This is a genomic window from Bradyrhizobium manausense (assembly GCF_001440035.1).
Taxonomy (GTDB): domain Bacteria; phylum Pseudomonadota; class Alphaproteobacteria; order Rhizobiales; family Xanthobacteraceae; genus Bradyrhizobium; species Bradyrhizobium manausense.
Map to the genome: position 1 here is coordinate 290,682 of NZ_LJYG01000108.1, position 14,808 is coordinate 305,489.

Below are 14,808 nucleotides of genomic sequence, written 5' to 3' on the forward strand. Positions count from 1 at the left end.
CGAGCCGGTCGCGGGCGCGACCTCGAACGCGATCGCCAATCCGGTGCCCGAAGAGGTCAAGCAGGAGCGCTACAACGCGCTGATGGCGCGGCAGCAGAAGATCTCCGCGCGACGCCTCAAGCGCAAGGTCGGCACGCGCCAGCAGATCATCATCGACGAGGTCGGGCCGACGGTGGCGAAGGGTCGCTCCAAGGCCGATGCGCCTGATATCGACGGCGCGGTGTATCTGTCGAGCCGCCGCCCCTTGCGCGTCGGCGAGATCGTCACCGCGAAGATCGAACGCGCGGACGAATACGATCTGCACGGCAGCGTCGCGGGGTTTTGAGGTCCTCAGCCCGTCTCAGCCCGGCTGACGGGCGAGCGCCGCGCGAAGGGCGGTCCGATGACAGGCTCCGCGAAGCAATCCAGAGTCCCTCCGTGGAGACAGCCTGGGTTGCTTCGCTGCGCTTGCAATGACGATGTGGAGGCAGTCAGGTTTCCACCAGCCATTTCGGCACCCAGCGCTCCGGCCGCGGGGCGCGGGCGAGATCGGCCTTGGCCTCAGCGAGCAGCGCCGGCTCACCGCCGATGGTTGGCCGCAAATCGTATTCGAAATTCGGCATGACGCGGCCGTCGGCGTAGAGGCCGAATTTCATCGCGTACCACAGGCCGAGCTCGGGCTGGACGCGGCGCATCTCCTCGCGCAGGTCGCGCAGCAGGGATTCGATCGAGGCGGCTTCCTCGAAAGGCTGCGGGCCGCGCGATAGCACGCGCGCCTCGTATTGCTGACCAACGATCGCGACCTCGAAATGGGTCTTGTCCCACGCATTCCTGCCCTTGGGCAGATGCGCGGCGAGCCGCCAGCCGAGCTCGGCCATCATCCGGTGATTGGCCCAGTATTCCTCGCGGTCCCGGCTCCACTTCTCGACGAAACCGCGGAAGTCGGGCAGCTCCCCGTCCTCGCAAGCAACAGGTTCGCCGGCCGGGCGCCGGGCTAGCCATTGCGCAAGCTCAACCGTCTGCGGCTTGACCTCGTCATGCGGCCGCAAATCGTGCCAGGCCTTGTCGAATTGCTGCGAGGTCAGTTTCGCAAGCAGCGCGTCGAGCGACGGCGCGAGCAGCTCGTAATCGCCCTCCGAGCCCAGCCCCACGATCGGGGGATCGTCGCGGTCGAGGCCGGCGCCATACCAGCCGCCGACGGCTGAGCCGTCAGGCAGGCGCATGAACAGCGCGAAACGGTCGCGCAAAGGACTGCCATCGAAGATCGGGGCCTGATCGGAGAATTGGCCTTGCAGGGAGAAGCAGCCGACGCTGCCCCAGGGGCGACCGTTCAGCCAGCCGGCAAAATCCAGCAGCAGAGGCGGCGCCTCGATGCCCGGCGGGAACGCGCCGCGAATGCTGTCGAGGTCGATCGGGTAAGGCGTGTCGGACAAGGCTGAAAACTATCTTGGTGGTCCCGTCCCCTTTGGTCTGCCCCGGCCCAAGTCCGGTTCGAACCGATTCGTATCCCGAGATCACAAACGCGCTAGAGGGTCATAGGTTTCTGCGCAGCGATCAGATGACATGCAATCACAAGATCGATATCCGGCCAGCGCTGCGCGCACTGGCAACTGCCTTGACCCTGCTCGCGTTTCCGGCCGCAGCGCAATCCCCATCGGCCGCGCAGGGGCGGCAATGGTGCTTCGGTTCCAAAGAGGTCAATGACGAGCAGCGGCTGGCGGGTTGCTCGGCCGTGCTGCAGGCAAATCCGTCGAATCAGCGCGCGCTCGCCAACCGTGGCGAGATCTATCGGCGCAAGCGCGAGACCGAGCGCGCGCTGGCCGATCTCAACCGCGCGGTCGATCTCGACGAGACCGATGCCATCGCGTGGTTCAATCGCGGCATCGTCCACGACGATCTCGGCGACCGCGACCACGCCATCATGGACTACACCCGCGCCATCCGCCTCATTCCCGATGACGCCTGGTACTACAACAACCGCGGCAATTCCTACATCGGCAAAGGCGACTACGAGCATGCGCTCGCCGACTACAACAAGGCGATCAAGCTCGATCCGAAATTCGCGCTCGCCTTCTACAACCGGGGCAGCGCCTATCGCGAACATGGCGAGGCCGATCGTGCGCTGGCCGATCTCGACATGTCGATCAAGCTCGATCCGGCCTATGGCCCGGCCTATGGCAACCGCGCGCGCATCTTTCGCGATCGCGGCGATCGCGATCGCGCGCTCGCCGATTTCGCCAAGTCGATCGAGCTCAACCCGGACAACGACCGCGATTTCTATGCGCGCGCGAACATGTATTTCGGCACGCATGATTATGCGCTGGCGCTCGCGGATTACGATCGTGCGCTCAAGGCCAATGCAAGTCATGCCGGCGTATTCAATTCGCGCTGCATGACGCGTGCGATCCTCGGCCGATTGCAGGAGGCGCTGGCCGATTGCGAGCAGTCGCTGCGGATGGCCCCGAACGATCCTGACACGCTGGACAGCCGCGCCCTCACCTATCTCAAGCTCGGCAATCTCGACGCGGCGATTGCCGACTACGACGCCGCGCTGCGCGCAAAGCCGAAGCTCGACTCATCGCTGTACGGACGCGGGCTTGCGAAGCGAAAGCAGGGCGACACCGCAGGCGCCGAACGCGACATCGCGGCGGCGAAAGCGATCAACGCCGGGATCGCCGAAATGTTTTCGCATTACGGTGTCGAGTAGCCCTCACTGCCGTCTTCGCGTGCGAATGTGACACTATAGTGCATTCACGCAGAGGTCACGGACTCGTCCTAATCCTCGCGCGCTTTCAACGCGAGCGAGGATTTTGATGAGCCGCCTCCCGGACATGCTGCGCACGCAGCGCTTCGACGATTACCGCTTCTACCACCAGAGCACCGTCAATCAGACGCTGCACCTGTTCAGCGCGATCATCTTCCTGGCTTGCTATGCGCTGCTGTTCAGGGATCCCGCGCTCGCCGGTTTGGTCGGCTGGCTCGCGATGCTGACGCGGCAGACCGGGCATTTCTTCTTCGAGCCGAACGGCTATGACGCGGTCAACGAGGTCAGCAATGAATACAAGGAGGCCGTGAAGGTCGGCTACAACCAGACCCGCAAGATCATCCTCTTGCTGGTCTGGGGCAGCGCGCCGATTGCGCTGTATGCATACCCGAGGCTGTTCGGCCTGTTTGCTGCACCGGTCGATCGCCTCGACTTCATCCGCCATGTCGGCGTGCTCTGGCTCGCGATCGGCGTCAGTGGCGCCCTGGCGCGCATGCTGCAGCTGTTCGTAGCGCGCGGCGTCGCGACGGGACTGGTGTGGGGCTTCAAGGTGCTGACCGATCCCTTCCACAACGTCGCGCTGTACTGGAATTCGCCGCTCAAGCTGATGCGCGGCGAGCTGATCGACAGTGCGATTGCCGATGCGAACTGGGGCGACGAGGCACCCGAGGAAGCCGCGCATCCGACCTGAGCGATGCAGGCCAGCCAAAACGACCGGCTTGACAGACCTGTCCTTCGGCTGTACGGACGCGCCCCATGATCAAGTCTCGGACCCACCGCCGCGCAGCTTTCCGTCGTCGCTCCAGCGACGATGATGGGTTGCGCCATGTCCGACGACGCTGCTGAACCAGTCATTCAGCTTCAGTTTTCGAGAAGGCCGCACCCGCAAAGTGCGGCCTTCCTGCTTTTTGCGTCCCGTTTTCAACCCGCTTCCAGAGGAGCTCGACATGACCACCGCCACCCATCCGTATGACGCGCTGATGGACATCACTGCACGGCCCAAGGCGGTGTTCGTGCGCGGCGCCGGCTCATACCTCTGGGACGACAGCCGCAAGCGCTATCTCGATTTCGTGCAGGGCTGGGCCGTCAACTGCCTCGGCCACTCCCCGCCGGCGGTTGCGGATGCGCTCGCCTCGCAGGCCAAGCGGCTGCTGACGCCGAGCCCGGCCTTCTACAACGAGCCGAGCCTCAAACTCGCGCAGGCGCTGGTCGAGACCAGCGCATTCGACCAGGTGTTCTTTGCCAATTCCGGCGCCGAGGCCAATGAGGGCGCGATCAAGCTCGCGCGCAAATATGGCAGCCTCTACAAAGGCGGCGCGTTCGAGATCATCAGCTTCGAAGGCGGCTTCCACGGCCGCACGCTGGCGACGATGTCGGCTTCCGGCAAGAAGGCGTTCGAGCCGCTGTTCGAGCCGAAAGTATCAGGCTTCAAGAAGGCGAAGCTGAACGATATCGCCTCGGTCGAGACGCTGATTAACGGCAACACCGTGGCCGTGATGCTGGAGCCGATCCAGGGCGAGTCAGGCGTGTGGCCGGCGACCGATCAGTTCCTGCGGGAGCTGCGCGCGCTGACCGAAGCGCACGGCCTGCTGCTCATCCTTGACGAGATCCAGACCGGCATGGGCCGGACCGGAAAGCTCTTCCATTACGAGCACACGGGCATCGCGCCTGACATCATGACGCTCGGCAAGGGCATCGGCGGCGGGGTGCCGCTCGCGGCGCTGCTTGCGACCGAACGCGCCTCCTGCTTCGAGCACGGCGACCAGGGCGGCACCTTCAACGGCAATCCGGTGATGTGCGCGGCCGGGCTCGCGGTGCTGGAACAGGTCAGCAAGCCGGACTTCCTGAAGCAGGTGACCGAGACCGGCTTGCTGCTCGAAAGCGAGCTGCAAAAAGTCTCGGTGCGGCACGGCCTCGGCGGCGTGCGCGGCCGCGGCCTGTTGCTCGCGCTCGACCTCAAGCTGCCGATCGCACCCGGCATCGTTGCGCAGGCGTTCGAGGCCGGCGTGCTGCTCAACGCACCGCAGCTCGACACGTTGCGCTTCATGCCGGCGCTGAACGTCACGAAAGCTGAGATCGCCGAGATGATCGGTTGTCTCGACGAGATCCTGACCAAGGCCGGTGCGGCGCGACGGGTGGCGTGAGACAGATCGTCATTCCCGGGCGGTCCGCAGGACCGAGCCCGGAATCCCGAGGTTCCGGGTTCGATGCTTCGCATCGCCCCGGAACGACGAGCTCACGGCTTCAGGATCGACGCGCCCGTCGTCTTGCGGCTTTCCAGATCGATATGCGCCTTCGCCGCGTCCTTCAGCGCATAGGCGTGGTTGATCGGCACGTGCAGCTTGCCGTTGATGACGGCGGAGAACAGCGTATCGGCGCCTTCCAGCAGCTCCTTGCGCGTGCCGATATAGTCGTTGAGCTTCGGCCGGGTCGCAAATAGCGAGCCGTGATTGTTCAGCTCCGCGATCGAGAACGGCGGCACCGGGCCTGAGGCGTTGCCGAACGAGACGAACATGCCGCGCGGCTTCAGGCACGACAACGAGCCCGGGAAGGTCGATTTGCCGACGCCGTCATAGACGACGTCGCAGCCCTCGTTGCGGCTGATCTGCTTGACGCGCGCGACGAAGTCTTCCTCGTTATAGAGGATGACGTGATCGCAGCCATTGGCCTCCGCGAGCTCGGCCTTTTCGCGCGAGCCCACCGTGCCGATGACATGCGCGCCGAGCGCCCTCGCCCATTGGCAGGCCAAGAGGCCGATGCCGCCGGCAGCGGCATGGATCAGCACGCGGTGATGCGGCTCGACCTTGAAGGTCTTGTGCAGCAGATACCAGACGGTCAGGCCCTTCAGCATCAGCACGGCGCCCTGCTCGTGGGTGATGTGATCGGGCAGCTTGACCAGCCTTTCCCAGGGGATGTTGCGCTCGCTCGTGTATGCGCCGAGATTATGGTAGTAGGCGACGCGATCGCCGGGATGAAAATTGGTCACGCCCGGCCCGACGGCGACGACCTCGCCCGAGGCCTCGTTGCCCGGGATGAAGGGCAGTGCCGGCGCCTTGTAGAGGCCGGTGCGATAGTAGACGTCGATGAAGTTCAGGCCGACCGCGTGCTGGCGGATGCGCACCTCGCCGGGTCCGGGCGCCGGCAGCTCGACGCTCTCATAGACCAGCGCTTCGGGGCCTCCGACCTTGTGCACACGGACCGCTTTGGTCATCACCTGACCTCCTCTTCGCATCGGCCAGCGAAAGACATCACGCCCGCCTTGTCAACTCGCCCCAGAGTGGAACGGTTACGGCTTGCCGGCCTTCCTGCGGTTGCGCTTGGCCAGCACGTTGAAGAATTCCACCGCCGCCGAGAACGCAATTGCGAAATAGATGTAGCCGCGCGGAATGTGGAATTTGAATCCGTCCGCAACCAGGGCGACGCCGATCAGCACCAGAAATGCCAGGGCCAGCATTTTGGTGGTCGGATGTTCGGCGACGAATCGCGCCACGGGTCCTGAGGAAATGTACATGATCAGGCAGGCGATCACGACGGCCGCAATCATGATCTCGAGGTCCTGGGCCATGCCGATCGCGGTGATGATCGAGTCAAGCGAGAACACGATGTCGATGATGACGATCTGGACGATCACCCAGAAGAAGGCGCTGCCAGCGGACTTGCCCTCGCCCTCCTCCTCGTCGGCGTCGACTTCAGCATGGATCTCGTGCGTCGCCTTCGCGATCAGGAACAGGCCGCCGCCGATCAGGATGAGGTCGCGCCAGGAGAAGTCGTAGCCTTGAACCGAGAACACCGGCGCGGTCAGGCCGATCAGCCAGACCAGCACGCTGAGCAGGATGATGCGGAAGACCAGCGCCAGCGCCAGCCCGATCTGGCGGGCGCGACGGGCCTGCGGTTCGGGGATGCGCGAGACGATCACCGACAGGAAGATGACGTTATCGATGCCGAGCACGATCTCGAGCGAGGTCAGGGTGAGCAGCGCTGCCCAGGCCTCGGGGCTGGTTAACAGATGCATCATTCGAACGATCTCACAAGGCGGATCAAGGCGTCGCTGAATGCGATCCAGAACGCGATCGCGCAGAGCGCCACCGTCACGCCGGTGCCGACACGGAAATCCATCTCCAGCACGTAGAAGGCGAGCACGCCCCACAGCACGATCAGCGACATCGTCAGCCAGCGCAGTCGCACGACGCGAACCGGATGCAGCACATGGAAAGGCACGAAGGTCAGCACCACCAGCGCCGCGACCAGCAGCGTCGACGACAGTGGCGGCCAGTGCAGCAGGAACAAATAGAACGCCGCTGCATTCCACAGTGCCGGAAAGCCGCGGAAATGATTGTCGTCCGCCTTCATGCGCAGATCGGCGAAATAGAGCGCGCTGGTGACGATGATGGCGATCCCGAGCAAGGGCGCCGCAACCGGCAGCAGCATGCCGCTCGCAACGATCGCATAGGCCGGCACGAAGACATAGGTGACGAAATCGACCACGAGGTCGAGCACGTCTCCGGACCAGTTCGGCTGCACGGTCTTGACGTCGAGCAGGCGCGCGATCGGCCCGTCGATGGCGTCGATGATCAGGGCAACGCCAAGCCAACCGAACATCGCGGCCCAATGCTCGCGCACGGCCTCGAGCATCGCGAGCAGCGCGATCGCCGCGCCGAAGGCGGTGAAGATGTGCACCGAAAACGCCGCGGCACGGACCACCGGCGTCGGCTTCAGCGAATCCTCTTGGCTGTCCATCTGGGTTTCCATGACTTCTGCTACCAGAACGGGACCGGTTTGCACATCCGCCAGCGCGGCATTGCGCCGCGCAACCAGTCATAAAACGCGGCAAAATAGGTGGGCTTGAATTTGCCGCAGGGCGTGTCAAATGTCGTTCCATGACAGACGCATCGACACTTTTTGACGCAAGCGTCATCGGCGGTGGGCCGGCCGGCCTTGCCGCGGCAATTGCGCTCGCGCAGCGAGGAGCGCGCACCGCGCTGGTCGCCCGGCGCCTGCCCTATGCCGACAACAGGACCACCGCGCTGCTCGGTGCCTCCGTCGACCTGCTGGAGAGCCTCGACGTCTGGCCCCGCTGTAGTGACAAGGCCGCGGCGCTCGAGGTCATGCGCCTCGTCGACGACACTGGCCGCCTGTTCCGCGCGCCGGAGGTCCGATTCTCCTGTCACGAGATCGGGCTCGACGCCTTCGGCTACAACATCGACAACCGCTCACTGATGCTGGCGCTCGAAGCGCGCGCGGCCGGGCTCTCCAATCTCGTTCGTTTCGATGACGAAGCCGAGAGCGTCGTCATCGAAGCCGACGACGTCGCGATCCGCACGGCTGGCGGACAGTTTCTGGGCGCCCGGCTCGTGGTCGGCGCTGACGGCCGGCATTCGCTGTGCCGGGAGGCCGCCGGCATTGCGATGACGAGGCGCGAGCTCACGCAAACCGCCCTGACCTTCAACGTCGGTCATATCAGGCCACACCGCAACGTGTCGACCGAGTTCCACACACCGCACGGCCCCTGCGTGTTCGTGCCCCTGCCCGGCAACCGCTCCAGCGTGGTCTGGGTCTCCGCCCCCGCCGAGGCCGAGCGGCTTCGCGCCCTCGGCGACGATGATCTCTCCGCCGCGATCGAGAAGCAGTCGCATTCCATCCTCGGCCGCATGACGGTCGAGCCGGGCCGCAATCTGTTTCCACTGGCGATCGAGCGGCCGCAATCCTTCGCCCGCGACCGTATCGCGCTGGTCGGCGAAGCCGCCCATGTGGTTCCTCCGATCGGCGCCCAGGGCCTCAATCTCGGCCTGCGCGATGCGGCCGACATCGCCAGGCTCGCCGGCGAGGCCATCGCATCAGGACAGGACCCGGGCGCGAATGAGGTGCTCAGGCGTTACGACCGGGCGCGGCGGCCTGACATTCTGAGCCGGACCTTTGCGATCGACATCGCCAATCGCTCGCTGCTCAACGACTTCCTGCCGCTCCAGCCCATCCGCGCCGTCGGCATGCATTTGCTGGGTGCCATCGGGCCGCTCCGCCGGTTCGCCATGCGCGAAGGGCTGACGCCGACGTGGCGCAAATGACTTGGCGGCGATAGCTGACTACGGAAACATCAACCGTCCCGTCTGCAGCAGCCACATCACGCTGGTCAGCGTGACCACCGACGCGAACGTGCCGAGCAGCACGGCGACGGAGGCGGATTCGATCCAGGCATCGTTTTGCCTGGCGATCACGAACACGTTCAGCGCCGGCGGCAGCGAGGCCATCAGGACGGCGGTGGCGGCCCAGGGCTGCGCGAACGGGCCGAACGCCAGCATCAGGCCGAACGCGGCGAGCGGATGGATCAGGAGCTTGACCGCGATCACACCCGGCACCTCCCAGGGCACGCGATCGAACGGCCGGAGCGCTACCGTCACGCCGAGCACGAACAGCGCGGTCGGCGCCGCCGCGTTCTGAAGGAAGGTAATGGTGCGGTCGAGCGCGACCGGCAACTCGATATGCAACGCGGCGACAGCGGCGCCAAAACACGCCGACATGATCAGCGGGTTGAGCACGATCTGTTTCAGCACCACGCCGAAGGCGTGGATGATCGAGGGATGGTCGCGGTCTGACAGCTCGATCAGAAGCGGCACGATCGTGAACAGGAAGATGCTGTCGCAGCAGAAGATCAGCGCGGTCGGCGCCGCCGCCTTTGACCCGAGCACGGCGAGCGCAAGCCCCGGCCCCATATAGCCGATATTGCCGTAACCGCCGGAGAGGCCGGCGAGCGTCGCCTCACGCAGCGTCAGCTTCCCGAGCACCTTGCCGACCACCAGCGCGATGGTGAACGCCGCCACCGTCGACAGCGTGGTCGCCACCAGGAACGGCGGGTTGTTCAACTCCGAGAACGGGGTCTTCGACATGATCGCGAACAGCAGCGCGGGCAATGAGACGTAGAGCAGGAAGAAGTTCATCCATGCGAGCCCCGATTCCGGCAGCGACTTGACCTTGCCGCAGGCAAAACCAACGAAGATCAGGCCGAAATAAGGTAGCGCCAGATTGAGGATATCGGCCATTGATGAAGTGTTTTCTGAAGGCTTGGGGGCTATCCGCCCCTTAACGGTAGGTTAATTCCACCTTTAGGCCACTAGCATCGGCCACAATCCTGGTCTATCGACGGAGGATGATTAAAGCGCGGACAGCCAAATTCCAGATCGGACAGGTCGTGCGCCACCGGATCTTCTCGTTCCGGGGGGTGATCTTCGATATCGATCCGGAATTCAACAACACCCAGGAGTGGTGGCTGTCGATCCCCGAAGAGGTTCGGCCCCACAAGGATCAGCCGTTCTACCATCTGCTCGCGGAGAACGCGGAGTCCGAGTACGTCGCCTATGTCTCCGAGCAGAACCTCCTGCCCGACGACTCCGGCGAGCCGATCCGGCATTCCCAGGTGGCCGAGATCTTCATCAAGAACAAGGATGGCGGTTACCGCCCGCGCAATCCGTCGCTGAACTGACCTTCCCTTTTCCTGACCCGAATTCGGCCGGCAAGCGGCCAGCAAAAAAGGCGCCCGATCGGGCGCCTTTTTCATGTCCGGGATTCGATCCCCGATTACTTCTGAGCGGCCGGAGCTGCGCCGGGTGCGCCACCCTGCTGCTCAAGCTTCTTGCGCTGCTCTTCGGCCTTCTTCTGAAGCTCTTCCTGCAGCTTCTTCTGGGTTTCCTCGAACACCTTCGGATCGGTCGGCGGACCGTCATAGGCCTTCTGGAATTCACCGGTGAGCGGCAGCGGCAGGGTCAGCGGCGCGCCGTTGGCGTTGATCGCCTGCACCACGAGGTTCTGGCCCTTCTTCAGGTTGGCAATCAGGTCGGGCGTTGCCTCGTAGTCCGACATACAGCCGTTCTGGAAGCAGATCACATACGGGCTCTGCAGCGGCGGGTTGTTGTCGACGATGATGCGGGTCCCGTGCACGAGCTGCATGCCGAGCGGCAGCGTCACGCGCAGGATCTTCTTCGGCTCGCCTTCCGGCTCGATGATCACAGCAGCGATGACCGGCTGGCCTGATTCGATGCGACCGTCCTTGCCGGTGAAGCAGACCTGCTTGGCGTTGGCATCCTGGCCCTTGAGACAGAACTTGGTCCAGGGCGCGTAGATCAGCTGGATCTGCTGATCGGCGGGCTGGCCACCCTGCGCTGCCGGGGCGCCCTGCTGGGCCGGAGCCTGCTGGGCCTGGGGAGCCGGCGCGGGCGCCGGGGCCGGAGCAGCCTTGGGGGCAGCCTTCGGAGCGGCTTTCGGGGCAGCCTTGGGCGCGCCCGGGGCCGGTGCGGGGGTCTGGGCTTCGGCGGCAAACGGCATGGCCAATGCCGTCGCCGTCAACAGAGCGAGAACTCGCCCGCGCGGCCGGACGGACGCGGCCAAATAACGGAAATTCATTGCAGAAAACCCTTTCTGAACGGGAAGTGCCCGAACCGCTCCGAAGCACCGAACCAAGCCGCCTTGGGCGCGGCTCTCTCCCCGTCAATTGAGGCGGATAAGTGACGGGTTCGGCGCTCTTGCGCGATTGCGTGCCTTCTTAACGTGGTCGACGGAAAGATCAATGCCGACAAGCGTCTTTGGCCACATCCGACTGGGCGCCCAGTGAAATCCCTGTGATAGGATTCGCCCACACCACCCCTCGAATCAACGTGTCCGAATGTTCATGTTCCAGCGCCTGCTCGAGGGGCCCGGTCTCCGTCTTTCAAGCCTCGCCGTGATCCTCAGCGTCGGCCTGATTGCAAGCGCTGGCCACGCCGAGGAGGCGCACGCGATCGCCATGCACGGCAAGCCGGCGCTGCCGGCTGATTTCACCCACATGCCCTACGCCAATCCCGACGCCCCCAAGGGCGGCCGGCTGACCTGGGGCATTCTCGGCACGTTCGACAGTCTCAATCCGTTCATCGTGAAGGGATTGGCGGTGCAGCCGATCCGCGCCTACGTGGTCGAAAGCCTGCTGGCGCGCGGCCAGGACGAGCCGTTCACGCTCTACGGCCTGCTCGCCAAATCGGTCGAGACCGATGACGAGCGGAGCTACGTCACATTCCACATCGATCCCCGTGCCCGCTTCTCCGACGGCAAGCCGGTCACCGCCGTGGACGTGCTGTTCTCCTGGCAGCTGCTGCGCGACCACGGCCGTCCCAACCTCCGGCAGTACTATTCCAAGGTCGCCAAGGCGGAGGCACCCGATCCCCTCACCGTCCGCTTCGATCTCACCGGGGCCAACGACCGCGAGATACCGCTGATCCTCGGGCTGATGCCAATCCTGCCGAAGCACGCAGTCGACGTCGCGACCTTCGAGGAGACGACGCTGTCAGGGCCGATCGCCTCCGGCCCCTACCGCGTCACGGCGGTGAAACCCGGCGCCAGCGTGACCCTCACACGCAATCCCGATTATTGGGGCCGCGATCTCCCTGTTAATCGCGGGCTGTTCAATTTCGACGAGATCCGGCTCGACTATTATCGCGAAGCCAACGGCCAGTTCGAAGCCTTCAAGCGCGGCCTCTATGATTTCCGCGTCGAGAACGAACCGTTGCGCTGGCACGACGGCTATGATTTTCCCGCTGCCAAAAGCGGCGAGGTGATCCGCGATACCTTCAAGCCGGGCGTACCGCAGCCCTCTGAATTCCTGGTGTTCAACACGCGGCGCCCTGTCTTCGCCGACATCCGTGTGCGCCAGGCGCTGACGCTGTTGTTCGATTTCGAGCTGGTCAACCGCAACTATTTCTTCTCGCTCTATTCGCGCGTCGCCGGCTATTTTGCCGGCTCCGAGCTCTCGGCCTATGCGCGGCCCGCGGATGCGCACGAGCGCGCGCTGCTGAAGCCCTTCGCCGCGCAGATCCCCCAAGACATCATGGATGGCAGCTATCGTCTGCCCGTCACCGACGGCTCGGGCCGCGACCGCACGACGCTGCGTGCGGCGCTGAAGCTGCTGTCGGACGCCGGCTACGATCTCGATGGCACCGTGCTCCGCAACCGCCAGACAAAAGCGCACTTCACCTTCGAGATGCTGGTGACGACCCGCGACCAGGAGCGCATCGCGCTCGCGTTCCAGCGCGACCTCAAGCGTGCCGGCATCGATGTGAGCGTCCGCGCGGTCGACCCGGTGCAATTCGACCAGCGCCGATTGTCCTACGAGTTCGACATGATCCAGAACCGCTGGGACCAGTCGCTGTCGCCCGGCAACGAGCAGTATTTCTATTGGGGCAGCGCCGCCGCCGACAATCCGGGGACCCGCAACTACATGGGCGCGAGGAATCCTGCGGTCGATGCCATGATCAAGGCCCTGCTCGAGGCCCGTGATCATACGGATTTCGTCGATGCGGTGCGGGCGCTCGACCGCGCCTTGATGGCGGGCTTCTACACAATCCCCCTCTTTAACGTATCCGAGCAATGGATCGCGCGCTGGAATCGGATAGAACGGCCACAGGCCACCGCGCTCTCAGGCTATTTGCCGGAGAGCTGGTGGTCCAAGGGTGAGCCTCAAGCCAGTCCAGCGAAGTGACGCCGTGAACCAGCCAGCCGTATCACCGACGCTCGACACGCTGTTCCAGCGGACGCTGATGCGGCAGCCGCACGCGCCCGCGTTGCTCGACCCCCTCAACAAGTCCCGCATCACCGGTCACCAGCCGCGGCGGATGACCTACGCCGAGGCCGACACCGCCATCGAGGCGCTGTCGGCGCATTTCGTCGAATCGGGCCTGCCGGCCAATTCGGTGGTCGCAATCCAGTTGCCCTCGACCGTCGAGTTCGTGCTGACGGTGCTCGCCGCTCATCGCGCCGGCCTCGTCGTGGCCGTGCTGCCATTGCTGTGGCGACAGGCGGAACTGGCGGCCGCGCTCAACCGCACGGCGGCGCGCGCCATCGTCACCATGAGCAAGGTCGACAGCGTCAGCTATGCCGATCTCGCGATGCACGCAGCCGCCGAGGCGTTCTCGATTCGCCACGTGTACGGCTTCGGCACTGATTTGCCCGAAGGCATGGCCTCGCTCGACGCGGTGCTGGCGCGGCCGCCCGGCACCACCCGCGCCGTGATCCAGGACGGCCGCAAGGCGGCAATGATTTCCTTCGATGTCACGGCGGAAGGCTTCCGCCCGGTGCCGCGGCCACATTTCAGCCTGATCGCGGGCGGGCTCGCGATGTCGCTGGAAGCCGACATCAAGCAGGGCGCGACCGTGATGTCGGCCTTTATGCCGATGTCGTTCGCGGGTCTCGCCTCCTCGCTCGCGGTGTGGCTGCTCTGCGGCGGCACGCTGGCGCTGCACCATCCGTTCGAGAGCGAGGTGCTGGAGCAGCAGGTCAACGAGCACGCCTGCGACGTGCTGATCGCGCCGGCCCAGCTCGCCCTGCGCCTCGGCGATTCCGGTCTGGCGGCGCGGATGCCGACCTTGCGCAACGTCATCGGTCTCTGGCGCGCGCCGGAGCAGGTGGCGGCGAGCGAGGCCTGGATCGCGCCGCATGCGCCGCTCACGGATGTCTATCTGTTCGGCGAGGCAGGGCTGTTCGGCGCCAGGCGCGGCGAGGATGGCGTGCCCGTCGCGGTGATGCCCGGCCCGCACGGCGCCCCGCGCGAACAGTCCGGCTCCTCGATCGCGGGCGAGATCCTGCTGACGCCGAAGGGCACGCTCGGCCTGCGCGGCCCGATGGTGCCGATCGCGGCCTATGCGCCGCCGCATCAGGTCGGCGAGACGCTGACGGCACAGCCGCCGCGCGACTATGTCGACACCGGCTACGCCGCCCGGATCGACCGCGCCTGCGGTGCGATCTGCATCACCGCGCCGCCATCGGGCATCATGGCGGTCGGCGGCTATCGCTTCCTGTCCAACGACCTGCAGGAATGGGCGCGCCGGCTCGGCCAGGGCGCGCTGCTGACAGCCCTGCCCGACCGGTTCTCGGGTCACCGGCTGGCGGGCCGGGCCCAGGACAATGCGAGGGCCCGCGAGGCGCTCAGTGAACTCGGGCTTAACCCTCTGATGGTTGAGGCTTTTCGGGAAATAACCAATAATTAGAGCATGTTAGCGCAAGATCGCCACCGCGGGTAAAGCCGGGGTTAAAGCGCGGGACCCGGCCTCTCC

The 14,808-nt window shown here is 65.1% G+C and carries 13 protein-coding genes and 1 pseudogene; 8 read left to right on the forward strand and 6 right to left on the reverse strand.

Annotated features, from left to right (window positions below; translation table 11 throughout):
• A pseudogene (locus AOQ71_RS48890) lies at window positions 1-325 on the forward strand (30S ribosomal protein S12 methylthiotransferase RimO); the annotation flags it as partial.
• A gap of 145 nt (window positions 326-470) precedes the next feature.
• Here the strand turns inward: AOQ71_RS48890 and AOQ71_RS31390 are convergent.
• Window positions 471-1,412, reverse strand: coding sequence for a hypothetical protein (locus tag AOQ71_RS31390; RefSeq protein WP_057755258.1), 942 nt, complete (start codon window positions 1,410-1,412; stop codon window positions 471-473).
• Window positions 1,413-1,537: 125 nt separating this feature from the next.
• On the opposite strand from AOQ71_RS31390, the gene AOQ71_RS31395 reads away from it, so the two are divergent.
• From AOQ71_RS31395 to AOQ71_RS31405, 3 genes are all read left to right on the forward strand, one after another.
• The gene (locus tag AOQ71_RS31395; RefSeq protein ID WP_057755261.1) at window positions 1,538-2,686 is read left to right on the forward strand and encodes a tetratricopeptide repeat protein; all 1,149 of its coding nucleotides are present in this window, start codon (window positions 1,538-1,540) and stop codon (window positions 2,684-2,686) included.
• A 106-nt stretch (window positions 2,687-2,792) separates the two neighbouring features.
• Window positions 2,793-3,434, forward strand: coding sequence for a hypothetical protein (locus AOQ71_RS31400; RefSeq protein ID WP_057755264.1), 642 nt, complete (start codon window positions 2,793-2,795; stop codon window positions 3,432-3,434).
• A 256-nt stretch (window positions 3,435-3,690) separates the two neighbouring features.
• A complete protein-coding gene (locus tag AOQ71_RS31405) occupies window positions 3,691-4,887 on the forward strand; it encodes an acetylornithine transaminase (RefSeq protein ID WP_057755267.1) in 1,197 nt (398 codons plus the stop codon).
• A gap of 92 nt (window positions 4,888-4,979) precedes the next feature.
• Here AOQ71_RS31405 and AOQ71_RS31410 read toward each other — a convergent pair whose 3' ends face one another.
• The 3 genes from AOQ71_RS31410 to pcsA form a co-directional block, all read right to left on the reverse strand.
• A complete protein-coding gene (locus tag AOQ71_RS31410; RefSeq protein WP_057755270.1) occupies window positions 4,980-5,954 on the reverse strand; it encodes a quinone oxidoreductase family protein in 975 nt (324 codons plus the stop codon).
• Between the two features lie 75 nt (window positions 5,955-6,029).
• On the reverse strand, window positions 6,030-6,758 hold the full coding sequence (locus AOQ71_RS31415) for a TerC family protein (protein WP_057755280.1): 729 nt from the start codon (window positions 6,756-6,758) through the stop codon (window positions 6,030-6,032).
• Window positions 6,755-7,480 (reverse strand): phosphatidylcholine synthase, encoded by a 726-nt coding sequence (gene pcsA, locus AOQ71_RS31420; RefSeq protein ID WP_057756694.1) that lies wholly within the window; start codon window positions 7,478-7,480, stop codon window positions 6,755-6,757. The genes AOQ71_RS31415 and pcsA overlap by 4 nt, the downstream gene beginning before the upstream one ends.
• Window positions 7,481-7,620: 140 nt before the next feature.
• Between pcsA and AOQ71_RS31425 the strand changes: the two genes are divergently transcribed.
• On the forward strand, window positions 7,621-8,805 hold the full coding sequence (locus AOQ71_RS31425) for a UbiH/UbiF family hydroxylase (RefSeq protein WP_057755282.1): 1,185 nt from the start codon (window positions 7,621-7,623) through the stop codon (window positions 8,803-8,805).
• A gap of 18 nt (window positions 8,806-8,823) precedes the next feature.
• On the opposite strand, the gene AOQ71_RS31430 is transcribed toward AOQ71_RS31425, so the two are convergent.
• The gene (locus AOQ71_RS31430) at window positions 8,824-9,777 is read right to left on the reverse strand and encodes an AEC family transporter (RefSeq protein WP_057755284.1); all 954 of its coding nucleotides are present in this window, start codon (window positions 9,775-9,777) and stop codon (window positions 8,824-8,826) included.
• 107 nt (window positions 9,778-9,884) lie between these two features.
• Here AOQ71_RS31430 and hspQ point away from each other — a divergent pair, with 107 nt between their 5' ends.
• Window positions 9,885-10,217, forward strand: a complete 333-nt coding sequence (gene hspQ, locus AOQ71_RS31435) for a heat shock protein HspQ (RefSeq protein WP_057755286.1) — start codon at window positions 9,885-9,887, stop codon at window positions 10,215-10,217.
• Between the two features lie 95 nt (window positions 10,218-10,312).
• Here the strand turns inward: hspQ and AOQ71_RS31440 are convergent, their stop codons facing one another.
• Window positions 10,313-11,134, reverse strand: coding sequence for an invasion associated locus B family protein (locus AOQ71_RS31440; RefSeq protein WP_057755288.1), 822 nt, complete (start codon window positions 11,132-11,134; stop codon window positions 10,313-10,315).
• 259 nt (window positions 11,135-11,393) lie between these two features.
• On the opposite strand from AOQ71_RS31440, the gene AOQ71_RS31445 reads away from it, so the two are divergent.
• The gene (locus AOQ71_RS31445; RefSeq protein ID WP_057755291.1) at window positions 11,394-13,238 is read left to right on the forward strand and encodes an extracellular solute-binding protein; all 1,845 of its coding nucleotides are present in this window, start codon (window positions 11,394-11,396) and stop codon (window positions 13,236-13,238) included.
• A 4-nt stretch (window positions 13,239-13,242) separates the two neighbouring features.
• A complete protein-coding gene (locus tag AOQ71_RS31450) occupies window positions 13,243-14,742 on the forward strand; it encodes a class I adenylate-forming enzyme family protein (protein WP_057756696.1) in 1,500 nt (499 codons plus the stop codon).
• Window positions 14,743-14,808 lie beyond the last annotated feature (66 nt).